Origin of the sequence: Paenibacillus sp. GCM10012306 (assembly GCF_042649265.1) — a bacterium.
Taxonomy (GTDB): domain Bacteria; phylum Bacillota; class Bacilli; order Paenibacillales; family Paenibacillaceae; genus Paenibacillus_AQ.
Genome location: NZ_JBHRYW010000019.1, coordinates 14,819 through 28,016, shown reverse-complemented (window position 1 = coordinate 28,016; position 13,198 = coordinate 14,819). Strand labels below are relative to the sequence as shown.

Annotated in this window: 10 protein-coding genes; 1 reads left to right on the top strand and 9 read right to left on the bottom strand. The window is 49.1% G+C overall.

Features of this window, described 5'->3' with window-relative positions; translation table 11 throughout:
• Positions 1 to 33: 33 nt before the first annotated feature.
• The 8 genes from ACFORK_RS27140 to ACFORK_RS27105 all read right to left on the bottom strand — a co-directional run bounded on the left by ACFORK_RS27140 (position 34) and on the right by ACFORK_RS27105 (position 10,185).
• Positions 34 to 1,293: an ABC transporter permease gene (locus tag ACFORK_RS27140; RefSeq protein ID WP_379205036.1), complete on the bottom strand. Its 1,260-nt coding sequence runs from the start codon at positions 1,291 to 1,293 to the stop codon at positions 34 to 36.
• Complete coding sequence (locus tag ACFORK_RS27135; RefSeq protein WP_379205034.1) at positions 1,290 to 2,048, bottom strand: ABC transporter ATP-binding protein; 759 nt, start codon at positions 2,046 to 2,048, stop codon at positions 1,290 to 1,292. The genes ACFORK_RS27140 and ACFORK_RS27135 overlap by 4 nt, the downstream gene beginning before the upstream one ends.
• Before the next feature lie 229 nt (positions 2,049 to 2,277).
• Positions 2,278 to 3,576, bottom strand: coding sequence for an alpha-glucosidase/alpha-galactosidase (melA, locus tag ACFORK_RS27130; RefSeq protein WP_379205032.1), 1,299 nt, complete (start codon positions 3,574 to 3,576; stop codon positions 2,278 to 2,280).
• Positions 3,577 to 3,652: 76 nt separating this feature from the next.
• On the bottom strand, positions 3,653 to 4,537 hold the full coding sequence (locus tag ACFORK_RS27125; protein WP_379205029.1) for a carbohydrate ABC transporter permease: 885 nt from the start codon (positions 4,535 to 4,537) through the stop codon (positions 3,653 to 3,655).
• A 16-nt stretch (positions 4,538 to 4,553) separates the two neighbouring features.
• Complete coding sequence (locus ACFORK_RS27120; protein WP_379205027.1) at positions 4,554 to 5,504, bottom strand: ABC transporter permease; 951 nt, start codon at positions 5,502 to 5,504, stop codon at positions 4,554 to 4,556.
• Positions 5,486 to 7,165, bottom strand: a complete 1,680-nt coding sequence (locus ACFORK_RS27115) for an extracellular solute-binding protein (RefSeq protein WP_379205025.1) — start codon at positions 7,163 to 7,165, stop codon at positions 5,486 to 5,488. Before ACFORK_RS27115 ends, ACFORK_RS27120 begins: the two co-directional genes overlap by 19 nt.
• Positions 7,166 to 7,370: 205 nt before the next feature.
• Positions 7,371 to 8,396, bottom strand: coding sequence for a response regulator transcription factor (locus ACFORK_RS27110; RefSeq protein ID WP_379205023.1), 1,026 nt, complete (start codon positions 8,394 to 8,396; stop codon positions 7,371 to 7,373).
• Positions 8,389 to 10,185 carry a sensor histidine kinase gene (locus ACFORK_RS27105; RefSeq protein ID WP_379205021.1) on the bottom strand — a complete coding sequence of 599 codons (1,797 nt, stop codon included), beginning with the start codon at positions 10,183 to 10,185 and terminating at the stop codon, positions 8,389 to 8,391. The genes ACFORK_RS27110 and ACFORK_RS27105 overlap by 8 nt, the downstream gene beginning before the upstream one ends.
• A 291-nt stretch (positions 10,186 to 10,476) precedes the next feature.
• Between ACFORK_RS27105 and ACFORK_RS27100 the strand changes: the two genes are divergently transcribed.
• Positions 10,477 to 10,944: a MarR family winged helix-turn-helix transcriptional regulator gene (locus tag ACFORK_RS27100; protein ID WP_066374506.1), complete on the top strand. Its 468-nt coding sequence runs from the start codon at positions 10,477 to 10,479 to the stop codon at positions 10,942 to 10,944.
• Positions 10,945 to 11,673: 729 nt separating this feature from the next.
• Here ACFORK_RS27100 and ACFORK_RS27095 read toward each other — a convergent pair.
• The gene (locus ACFORK_RS27095) at positions 11,674 to 13,173 is read right to left on the bottom strand and encodes an MDR family MFS transporter (protein WP_379205127.1); all 1,500 of its coding nucleotides are present in this window, start codon (positions 13,171 to 13,173) and stop codon (positions 11,674 to 11,676) included.
• Between the last annotated feature and the right edge of the window lie 25 nt (positions 13,174 to 13,198).

The following is a 13,198-nucleotide window of genomic DNA, read 5'->3' as shown; positions in this document are numbered from 1 at the left end:
TGATCTCAGTTAAGTCCTAACTGCCCTTCCGGCTCACGAACTGAGTCGAAAGGTGTTAAATATGCGTGCAATTATGATACCCGCCAGACTGCCGACAGGAATGAATAGTAGCAGCCCCCACCAGGCATAGAGCTGCAGGCAGATCACACCCGCGCAGAAAACAGAAAACGGAATGAGCAGAATAGGCACTGCCTTGGTACCGGCCCCATTCTTCTGCTCCTTGGTAAAGGGCAATATCCCTACAAAATCATCACCCGAAAATAAGGACCAGAAGGAGTGCAGCCAATAGGCCATCAGCGAATTCAGCACGATAAATACCAGCCACTTCAGAACAGAGGGGACGATAAATATAGCTACTCCTGTTACCCCGGCGAACGACAGGTACAGCTTCATATGCGCCGGATTCCGTACCAGCGCTTTAATCGCAGCGGCTGCGAAGCGGCTCTCGACTTGCTTTGATCTCAGCAGCGGCTGGGATCTGCGGAAGATCCATGGCTTGTGCCGAGTCGGGCGCGGCTTATCCATCACACCGCGCAGCAGCAGGCTCGCTATATTCATACGCTGCTTGTAATCCTCGCGCACATCATTCATGAACGTGCCGCGCAGCAGGAAGCGCCGCTGAACGGCTGTAGTCGTGGCAGCCGCAAAAACTCCGGCAACCGTCAGCAGAGAGCCTGGAAGGTCGTGCCACAGGATAGACATCTGAAGGTAGAAACCGCAGGGAAGGACAATGGCCGGGATCTGCCACAGCCATTTCCGCCACCCTTGGTGATGTACCCTCACCAGATGCCCCAGCAGCTTGACGCACCAACTCGCGACGATCGTCAAGATCAGTAGTACAACAGCTGCTGACACAGGCAGATGATAACTGCGTATGATAAAGGGCAACATGACCAGATATACTGCACATATCTTCAGCGTGGTCACTCCTAGACTATACAACAGGCCGCGCAGCATAATAGCCTTGATCCAACGCTGCCGCTGACGGAGAAACAGCAGATCTCCCTCCTGCATAAACAGCAGTAAGCCTCCCCTACTTATCAGCAGCGCCAGCAACGCAGGGACGACCGGAAAAGGTATTGCTGTACTCCACGCGGGAAGAGGCTCGACCCAATATCCATAATAGATCCGTCCTCCCAGCAGGAGGCCGGGGATAATGAGATAGAGTAGAACCGTCCAATCTGCAGCGGTACGAATAATCCTCCATTGCTCGCGCCAATGCGAGAGCAGCCGTCTGCGGAAGAGCCGCCGTGCCGTCGGGAAAGCATAGGATGAACGACTTGGCCCGCTCATGCCAGTTCGTCGAAGCAATCAAACAACGACGCCTCCGGTAATCCGGCCTGCGCGCGGATATCCTCCAGTGTTCCTGTTGCTGCCATTTTACCGCCGGAGATCAGCACGAAATCATCGCAGATTTTCTCCGCAGTATCCAGGACATGCGTGGACATCAACACTCCCGCACCGCGTACCCGCTCCGCTTCCAGCAGCCGCAGAAAGTCTTTCGTGGCCCTTGGGTCCAGACCAATGAACGGCTCGTCCACAATGTAAATGTCTGGCTGCACCAGGAACCCGAGCATCAGCATCATTTTTTGCTTCATCCCTTTGGAGAATCCCGCCGGCAGGTCATTGCGCACATGCTCCATACTGAACTGCTTCAGCAGCCTTTCCGCCGTCTCCTGAAACTGACCGTAATCCAGTCCATAAGCAGCAGCAGCTAAATCCAGATGCTCCCACAGTGTCAGATCCTCATAGAAAACCGGCTGCTCCGGTACGTACGCATACGAATTATTCGCCCCGCCGATCGCAACCTTGGACTTGGCATGCTTCAACAGGCCCAGCAGTGTCTTGATGGTTGTACTTTTACCCGCCCCGTTCGGCCCAATCAACCCCAGCAGCTGCCCACGCCGGACCTGAAAGGAAATATCGAAGATCCGGGGATCGCCCGCCTCATAACCGGCTTCTTCAATCTCAACGTCCAATACAATTTCATCGCCTGTCTCTGTGATATCCTTCGTATCGCCTACCTGTGCAGCTCCGGTCTCTTCCATCCTGCCCATCTCCTAATTTGGGTTATTGAAATGCCTGATCCCTCTAATATGTAAACGCAGAATCTGCCTCTTTGTCTCCTGCCATTGGTTAACTTTTATTCCCATAATTCTAGATATACGGGAAATTCCCCTTTAAAGTTCATGAAAAAGTAAAAAAACCTTCCCCCGCAGAGCATCTGCAGAAGAAGGCCTTTTATTTCATAAATCCCTGCTTGTACAGGATTGCTTTCTATATGAATTCCGGGAGGAACTCCGCGCTCGCTTCCAGCATTTCATCGATCAGAGACCGAATCTGATCCAGCGAGAGCTCGGCGGCAGTATGCGGGTCAAGCATCGCCGCATGGTAAATATGCTCGCGCTTGCGGGTCAGGATCGCTTCAACCGCCAACAATTGCATATTAACATTGGTCCGGTTGAGACCTGCACATTGCGGCGGCAAATCCTCTACTTTGCAAGGGGTGATCCCTTGGCCATCCACGAGGCAAGGCACCTCTACAACCGCATCCTGCGGGAGATTGCCAATCAGCCCCCCGGTATTGAGTACATTCCCAGCAATCTTAAACGGTACATCGGTCTCCATAGCCTCGATAATATAAGACGCATACTCATGGGTCCGTGAATGAGATACATCTGGGTTATTGACGAGAGAATCCATGACCTCCTGCCAATATTCAGCCTTGCTGTCACCCCAAGTCAGATACCAGTCTGTCGTGATGTTGTACTGCTCAAGCAGCTCCGGCTGGCCACTTTTGATAAAGTACGGCATGTATTCCGCACTGTGCATGCTGGATTCCGTCACATAGTAACCGAAGGATTTCATGATCTCATATCGTACCATATCATCATGCGGGGCTGGACGCTCTGCAGCACGGCGGCGAATCTCAGGATACAAATCCTCACCATTTCGCGTAATTTCCAGCAGCCAGGCCTGGTGGTTGATCCCGGCAATCCGGTAGCGGACATTGTCCGTAGGCAAGTCTAGTCCTTCCAGCAGCTCTTTGGCACATACCTGCACACTGTGGCATAATCCTACACTCTTGATCTTTGAACCTCGCAGCACTGCTCCCGTTACGATCGCCATCGGGTTCGTATAGTTCAGGAACCACGCATTCGGACACAGCTCCTCCATATCCCGCGTGAATTCCAGCATGGCGTATGCGGCCCGCAGACCGCGAAGAATGCCCCCCACACCTAGCGTATCCGCAACGGTCTGCTTCAGTCCATATTTATGCGGAATCTCAAAATCACTCTTAATCGTAGGTTCATACTGCCCAACAGAGATGGCATTGATGACATAATCGGCCCCCCGTAGCGCCTCTCTACGATCTGTATAAGCAGTCACTTGGGCGCGTCCGCCCAGATTGCGGCTGAGATTCTTCAGCATTTTCTCGGAATTGAACAGCTTTTCATGGTCAATATCATGCAGGGCAATTTCCACATCTGCTAGAGCCGGAGTAGTCATACAGTCACCCAGTACGTTTTTGCTGAAAATAGTGCTTCCTGCACCAATGAAGGCAATTTTGGTCATGAGGTCTTCCTCCACTTTCTGTTTATAAATTTTGATAAATTCGATTTTATAAAGGCTAATTTAGTTCACTATTTCGTTACCCCTTTACGCTTCCCATCACAATACCCTGGCTGAAATATTTCTGCAGGAAAGGATAGACGAGCATAACAGGCAGCATTGCCACAAATACTTGCGCCGCCCGTGAGGTCCGGTCTGAAATGGCCGCCCATTGGGCCAAATCGGCCACGTTGATCAGGCTCATATCCCGATTAACGATAATCGTCTGCAAATATGTCTGCAGCGGATAATTTGCGGGATTGTTCATGAGGATCAGTCCCTCGAACCAGGAATTCCAATGCGTTACGATGCAAAAAAGGGTTAATGTCGCAATCGCCGGGGCAGATAATGGCACAGCTATTCTCCAAAGCGACTGCCACACCCCACTCCCGTCAATCCGCGCAGCTTCCTCAATCTCCGGCGGGATATTCTTGAAGAAGTTGAGCAGCAGGATGACGTTGAAGATGGGTACAGCCGCTGGCAATATAAGTGCCCAGAACGTATCCAGGATACCTGTCGCCCGAATCGTCATATACCAGGGAATCAATCCACCGCTGAACAGCATCGTAATAATGAAATACCATACGTACCAATTGCGGAAGCGGAAGGTGCTGCGCTCCTTGGACAACGGGTAGGCGACGAGTATGGTCAGCACCATATTGATCGGGACGCCGACCAGTACTCTTTTTACTGAAACTAGAAAGGCTTGCACGAATTCCGGCTTCCCGACCACAAAGCGATAAGAATCCAGATTGAACTCCACCGGCCACAGGCTGACCTTTCCGGCATTTACTGCCGTGCTTGAACTGAACGAGATCGCCAGCACATTAATTAGCGGCAGCAGACATGCCAACCCAAGCAGAATCAGAAAGGTGTAATTCAGAATGAGAAAGACGCGTCGTCCAGGGCTATTATGTCTATTCATAGGTCTCCCCCCTTCTTTAGAAAATCTTGTACCCGGCAAAGCGATAGGCCAATAGATAGGAGGTTCCTATCATGATCAGTGACACTACGGATTTGAACAGTCCCACTGCAGTAGCGACACCATAATTGGCATCCTGCATCCCGATTCTGAACACCAACGTATCAATGATGTCTCCGCTAGGGTACACCTGGGCGCTGTACAGATTGAAGATTTGGTCAAACCCCGCATTCAGCACGTTGCCAAGGCTCAGCACAGTCATCAGAATAATGATCGGGAGCATACCAGGTAGCGTCACATAAAGCGTCTGCTTCCAGCGGCCAGCCCCATCTATCGAGGCGGCTTCGTATAAAGCCGGATTAATCCCCGTTAGTGCCGCAAGGAACACGATCGTTCCATAACCGAATTCCTTCCAGGTATCCGTCAGCACCATGGTGTACGGGAACCATTTTACATCGCCCAAAAAGAACACAGGTTTGATGTGAAAGAAGCTAAGCAGGCTGTTGATTACTCCTGTTGAAGGCGACAAAATATCAATCAGAATCCCGCTCAGAATGATCCAGCTCAGAAAGTGAGGGAAATAGATGATCGTCTGAATGCCGCGCTGAAACCAGCGAACCCTTACCTCGTTCAGCAGCAGCGTTACCACTACTGGCACCAGGATTCCCGCAATAATCTTCATTAGCGCGATAAATACCGTGTTCCATAGCACCTGATAAATGCCTGGAATATTCAGCATGTATTCAAAATTGCTCCAGCCCACCCAAGGCGAATGCAGAATCCCTTTAGCCGGACGATAGCGTTGAAAAGCCATCATAATCCCGGCCATCGGAATATAGCTGTAAATGAACACCAGCAGAAATCCTGGAAGGATCATTAGATGATAGGGTAGCTCACGCCAGTTAGACCCCCGTATTTTTGTGCTTGATACTTGCGGCTTCCCGGTTTTTCCTATCGTGACTTGTTCCATTCATTCACCTCTTTTGTAATGGCGCTGCCGCCAAGAGACTTCCAGTTCTCCACAAAGCGGTCAAATTGATTGAGGTCCCCGCCCATAACAATTTGCGTGAAGGTTTCGAGCTGCTGCTTTTGCAGGGTAGCGTTATGCTCAGTCATCCCGTTCGTAGGTGCGCCGAAGAACAGATCATTTTGCAGCGTGTTATTCTTCGAATAGTTCTCGAGTACAGAGAGTGAGCCCTTCTCACCATACATATTCAGAACACCAAAGTAATTGTTGTCACCGCCCTGCGCCTTGACCGAGCTATCGTAATACCCCTTCTCCTCCGGATTCAGCTTGGAAGGGTCTTTAGTCTTCAAAGCATCCGTGACATGTAAATAAGCATCCAGATTCTTGCGCGGGGCTTCTCCGTATAACAGGGCATAGTTGAACAATGCAGTCCCTTTCTCGGCATCCGTATTGTAGACATCCGGTTCTGCAGTTTCGCCCCATAGTTTCTCCAGTGCCAGATTCAGGAGTTTGACCGCAGCTTCTGGATGCTCCGCACCCTTCTTCACGACGTAGTATGAATTAATCGCAAAAGGCACCTGTGCCTTCGCCGGCTCCCCCGTCGCAGATGGAAGCGATACAGCAATCCAATCCGCCTTCGGATCAGCGATCTTGCTATCCTGAAGCCAACCGGCACCTGTATTCCAGAAGTATCCGTACAGCATGCCCACCTTGCCTGCCACGGCATCCTGGTTCACTTTACTCGGGTCCTTCGTTCCGAACTCCTTATCAAGCAAGCCATCCTTGTACATGCTCTGAAGGGACGCGAGCGCGGTTTTGACCTCCGGCTGAATGCTGCCGAAAGCAAGCTCTCCTTCTTTGTCGACCCAAATATTCGGATAAGCTCCATACCCGTTAAAGAACCCTTCTGCTGCGGCAAAATAAGCCCCGGCATCCTTATCAGCGATATCCTTGTTAAGTCCAAGTCCATACGTATCCTGCTTGCCGTTCTGATCAGGATCGTTAAAGGTGAATGCTTTCGCTACAGCGATAAGCTCATCCATCGTCTTCGGTACATCGAGACCGAGGTTCTTCAACCAGTCGGCCCTGATCCACAGCACATCGGCTTGACCAAGCCCTGAACCCATCATCGGAAGGGCATACAGCTTATCTTGGAACGTCGCTGATTTCAGCGCATTGCCCCCGTCCTCTGAGAGAATCTTTTGCGTAAATTCAGAAGCAGTACTGGAATAATATGAAGTTAATTCTTCTATTTGCTCATCTTCTACCAGGCGCTTTAGCTGGGCCGCATTCACTTTCATAATATCGGGCAGCTGGTCTGACGCGATGGCGATATTCAGCTTTTGATCATATTGGGCTGTCGGCGTCGTCCAGTCATAGTTGATTTTGATCCCCAGTTCCTTCTCGTAGGCACGGCTCCAAACGTTGTTCTGAAGCGACTCCCCTTCACTAAAGGTCATTCCATCCGAGATTGCGCGGACAGCTGTAACGGTAATAGCAGGTTCATATTTACCCAGTGGATCAACATTCTCTGCTTGCGGCTTTGATTCTTCGGGAGCACTTTTATTGCTTGTGACCTCGTTATTGTTGCCCGCACATGCCGTAGCTCCGAACATTAATGCCATCACTGTAACTCCGGTTACTAGCAGTTTTGCTTTCCCCACACGGACATCCCCTTTTTGTGTTTATGATAAGTACACTGTGATTATAGCAAGCGTTTACAAAAATGAGTGACAGGCTACCATTCTCGCCTTGTATGATTTTTTTGTGCAATAAACGATAAAGGCCTCTTTTAAAAATCATCCACCTAAAAAAAGAAAAAAAACCACGTAAGAGACCATGGTTTTGTTAAGGTTAAACAGATAAAGGTTAGGACGGAGTAGCTGTTTGTTTGAACTCACTGGGCAGCAGCCCTGTCGCATCTTTAAACATTCGGCTGAAGTACCGCTGGTCCGTAAACCCACATTGTTCGGCAATCCAGTAAATGGGTTGGTTAGTGTAACGGAGCAGTTGTTTGGCTCGCTCAATGCTAACCCATTGCATATAGGACGTGAATGACATCCGCATAACCTCTTTAAAGGATATACTAAAATAGCTTTGGCTTAAATTCACTTCTTTGGCCAGCCCCGATTGCTTCAGCGGTTCCTCCCGGTCTTCCAGAATCAGACTGACAGCACGGATAATCGATACCAGAACCTCCTCATTGTAGCCGGAAGCACGCAGCCACTTTTGCAAGTGTTGACGCTGAGCCGCTAATCGGGATACGTTGTGGTTACCTGAACCACTCTCCGGCAAGAGCTCGTTCTTTTCAAATCGGGGAAACGTTTGATGGACAAAATCATACCAATTCCCTGCTGCCGTCTGCAGCTCCATCCCATTATTCTTCGCTTGCATGTAATCCATCAGGCGCTCAAACCCCTCATCTTGAAACACCCATGTAAGTTTGTGCATTTCTTGATTTAACATCGCTGCCGTCATCTCGAGCGCTGCTTCAAAAGCCTGTGGATCAGCCTCTGCCTGATTGACAGCAGCAGCGATTCGGCCCAGCAGAGCATTCAGGTCTTGATCCTCCAGCTGTGTTTTGACAATATAATCGATGGCGCCTAGACGAAGAGCTTGCTGAATATAATTAAAATCCTGGTGACAGGTTAAAATAACCGCCTTTATCGGCGACCCGATCTCATTCAAATGTTCGATGAGTTCAAGTCCCGACATCCCCGGCATCGTAATATCCGTTACCAGCAGGCGAATGGAATGGGTTTGCATGAACTCCAAAGCCTTCTCGGCACTGGCTGCTTCCCCGACAATCCGAATGCCGTGCTGCTTCCAGGGAAGCATAACCCGCAAGCCTTTACGGACCAGACCTTCATCATCGACGATGAGAGCTTCAATCATTCTGTACCCTCTCCTCCCTGATCACAGTAGGTAGCTTCATTACAATTGAGGTCCCCGCACCCGGATAACTTTCCACAATCCATTCTGCGGATTCGCCGTAGTACACCTCAAGCATTTTGCGTACATATCGCAGACCGATCCCTAGACCAGACCCTTGATCAATCCGTTCTTCACTTAACATCTCTCCAAGCTTTTCCGCCGGAATGCCGGAGCCGTTATCGCGCACCTCAATCATAAGCGTATCCGAGTCTTCCAACACAGCAAGCACAGAAATCTCACCCTCATCTTGATTAAAAGCATGATATAGAGCGTTTTCAACAAGGGGTTGCAGAATAAATCTCGGCACCTGTATGTCCAAAAGCTCTTCTGGAACTTGAATGTCCACGTTAAATATATGGTCATAGCGTATATTTTGCAATTCAATGTAATCTTTCAAGGCGGCAATTTCGGCCCTTAATTCTACAATAATATTCTGCTTGCCGAGATTATAATGCAGCACTCTTGTAAATATCGTCACTAGCCGCGCTATATTGGTCTGACCCTGCATACGGGCCAGCCATTGAATCGTATTCAAGGTGTTATGCAGAAAATGAGGATTGATCTGCACCAGCAATTTCTCCACCTCGAGCTTGCCTCGCCGCTTCTCTTTTTCCTCTACATCTGTAATCAGCTCATGTATGCGGTTTCGCATCTCTGTAATATTGGAAAGAATATGGTTGAATTCAACCAGTCCGGTATCCGTAAAAGGCTCAGCAACACGCTGCTGTCTGAAATTCAAAATTTCATGATTCACCATGCGCAAAGGACGGTATACCATTCGCCAGACGCCCCAGGCCAGAGACACGCCAAACAAAAGCGACAAGAACGAGAACAGAATAAACTGCGAAATCCATTTGTTGATCTCATGCTTGTAGTTCTTCATAGGTACGAACTGATACAACTTCCAGCCATGTTGCCCCTCCGCTTCAAAAGCTTTATAGCCAGCGGGCAGCGGATGCGCCTCGGTTATAGTTACCGATGAGGATTCCGGCAAGTTGCTAAACAGAAGTTCGCCATGATCATTCATCAGTGTGTAATAGAGGTCATCCCCCGGAGAACGGCCTGAGGTATCGGCAAATTGATCGCTGAAGCCAACCACCTTAATCTCAATATATACATAGAGCGGCGGCCTCGGAGAATTCTCCAGCTTTCGTATCAATGAAAATACGAGATTATTATCCGTTCGGGTAAGCGTGCGGTAAGGGCCGTAATAGGAGAAATTACGCTGCTGAAATAACAATTTCAAGCGCTCCGGCTGGAATCCGGCAAGATCGGGTGAATTCGGAAACATCACCTTCTGACTAGAATCTGGAGAATAGAAGAACATGGCACCTAGATTAGGATTGGAAAAGTTGACATTGGCCATGGACGATGAGATGTTCCTGTACAGCGTAGATCGTTCATAAGGAACTGTACTGTCCAAAAAACGTACAACATCACGGCCAATACCGCCCTCTATATCGAGGAGCTGGGATACCCGTTCCATTTCCTCGATTTTTCGTTCCAGCTCTTCTTTTTGCCATATCACGCTATTCTGCAAATCCTGATCGATCTTCTGCGTCTGTACCGTGTAAATCCAGCGGTAAGAGATAAAACCAATAACAACAATCGGAAATATGGCTGCCAGCACCAGCACGAAGGCCAGCCGCCCCCGCAGTGACCGGAAATTGAAGTAGGTTCTGTTCGATTGAAGCAAGACAACACTCCCTTTTTCTGTCCGCAAGCCAAGCTGATCGCTCAAACGTGTCACAAGTGAAACGCCTTCATATTCCCTCCATTATACCGTCCTATCCCTGCAGAACAACCAGAAAATCTTTGCTTCATTGCTGAAAACGAAGCAAAAATAGAGCGATTTTAAAAATTGTTTGATTTTTAATAATTAAAAGTGTGCTCATTGTGACAAATCACATGTTCTTCTGAGTTTCTTTAACGTATTGTAAAGTTATCTCAGGATCGCTGCACAGGTGACCCTAGCAATACAGGCATTGACATCATACCGTGCGACGCGTTCACACGATTAACTTATAGAGGGTGGAGAAGCATGATACAATCTTATGAACGTGATACTCAATTAACACTGCATTTGTACCGGGTATTCGCCAAATCTTTCAAAAGCATCAACGAGCATGCCGTTACTGGTAGCAAAATCGAAGGCTTCAATCCTACAGCCTTCGCCGTCATGGAGGTTCTATACTATAAAGGGCCGCAGCCCATCCAACAGATCGGCGCCAAGCTTCTGCTGCAAAGCGGCAACGTCACCTACGTCATCGACAAGCTTGAGGAACGCGGCTACTTGCAGCGCAAGCCTTGCCCAAGCGACCGACGGGTGATTTTCGCCGAACTGACGGCTGAGGGCGAACGCTTGATGAACGAGATGTATCCGAAGTATTCGGAGAGACTGCATCTGGCGTTCAGCGGGCTGAGCGACGAAGAGAAGGAGCAGATGATCGTACTGCTCAAGAAGATGGGATTACAGGCTGAGAAGCTGTCTCCACTCCCGCGCAAGTAAGAGAGTGATCCGCATAGCTGCACTCGGCCACGATGAGGTTTTCATCAAAGTGTACTAAATAAAATGTACTTCCGAGAACAGAACAAAAGGCTCTCATCCTTCCAGCGTTTGCGAAGGATGAGAGCCTTTTGCCAAGCTCTAAAGTTAGTTTCTAGGGTAAAGAACGAAGTTAGTTTTTGAAGGTACAGAACGAAGGATGATGAATTAAGGAACGCAGCTTCCACTCCTTAATTCAGGTATATAAACAATAAGGACACTGTATAAAGCGAAAATAATATGTACACAGAAGACCAGGCATGATTATGGTGAAGATAGGGCTTTAGGACGCTAATCTGCCATCCTCTTAATCCCTCTTCTTAACAGTGAGAAAATGGTCATTTTCCTCAACTAAGAGCATTTTTGCACCTTATTTTTTGAAAATATAGATAAAAGGAGGAAATAAGGTCATTATTGTACCTTATTTTCGAAAAACTACGCTGAAAGTGCTATTTCCAAAGAATTAAGATACATTTTTGCCTTTAATTCCTACTTTCCCTTGACTATAGAATAATTAAGATACAAAAATGCCGTTAATTGCACCCCTTACCCTAACTGGCTCTTCCCATGAAAATTAAGGTGCGATTCTGCATTTGATCAACTTCTCCCATTCGTACTGTCTGTCTGTATCGAGCTACCGAGACAAACTCTACGCTTTACGGCTTTACGGCTTTACGCCTTACGCATTACACCTTATGCCTTCTTCAATGCCGTTCCTTCCTCTGAATCAGAAGGCACTCCGCTGCGGAGCCCAAAGCTGAAGAGCAAGGATAAGACGGAAATCACAGCCATCACGATAAACAGTGAGTGAAGACCACCTTCAAGTGCGCCACGGAGAGTAGTCCAGGCTTCTCCTGATAAGGAGCTTCCGCTATGAGGGTTCAGTAATTGGTTAATATCGCCCCCGGCGTTCTCCCCGCCCGGCTGTTTGGACAGCAGGCTGTTAATCTTCAAATTAAGCCACGAACCAAAAATCGCAACACCGACCGTCTGTCCCAGTGAACGGGTAAATGTATTCAAGGCTGTAGAAGCTCCGCGCTGTTCATGCCCTACTGAGGATTGGGCAATGATGGTGAACACGATCGAAGCAAAGCCGAAACCAATCCCGGCTACGGTCATCAGAATCAACAGTAGCGCTTGCGATGAATGCCCCGCAAGGAAAATTAACCCTACTACGCCTGCTGCTATGAAAAAGGTGCCGATGAGACCTGCCCGGCGGGCACCAGCGCGGAGAATCATTCGACCACCCGCGAAAGAACCGAACACCCAGGCTACGGACAAGGGCGCCAGCACTACTCCGGAAATCGTTGCACTTTGGCCCTTCACACCCTGTACCCAAAGCGGGATATACGTAGAGAGCCCGATAATAAGCATACTGACCAGTACATTAGCTACTGTGGATACGGAAATGTTCCGGATACGAAACAACCCCAGCGGAAGCATAGGCTCAGCCACACGTCGTTCTACCATAACGAACACAATTAGCAGGATTACAGATGCCCCTAAGATGGAGAGCAGCAGCGGCGAAGACCAAGGCAGATTCTGACCACCGACTGTAAGCCCAAAGAGCAGCGCACTCATCCCGGCGGCAAACAGCAGCACGCCTGCGACATCAATATGTGCTTTCCGGCGCGTTTTCCCTTCCTTTAGATAACGCGCGATGAATACAATAGATAGCAGGCCAAAGGGCAAATTGAATACAAATACCCAGCGCCAGCTTAAATAATCGACAACATACCCGCCAAGGAGCGGACCAATCAACGAGGAAATCCCCCAGACAGAACTTAGTAGTCCTTGTTTTTTGGCTCGCTCTTCAAGGCTGTAGATATCGCCCATAATCGTAAAGGTCATTGGGATCAGTGCCCCGGCACCAATCCCCTGAATGGCTCTGAACACAATCAGTTGTTCCATACTTTGCGAAATCCCGCACAACAACGAGCCTAGCAAAAAGACCGCGGCACCGCCGATAAAGACAGGTTTGCGGCCAAACAGATCACTGATCTTGCCAAAAATCGGCGTCGTGACCGCCATCGCCAGCAAATATGCAGTGAAAATCCAGCTCAGCCACTGTATTCCCTGAAAATCGCCCACAATGGCTGGTCCTGCCGGTCCAGTTACCGTTCCTTCAATCGCTGCTAAAAAGGTAGCCAGCAGCACCCCGATCAAGATTAGCTTGCGTTCCTTCTCTCCCATTCCACTCAATGCTTCCAAACCTTCT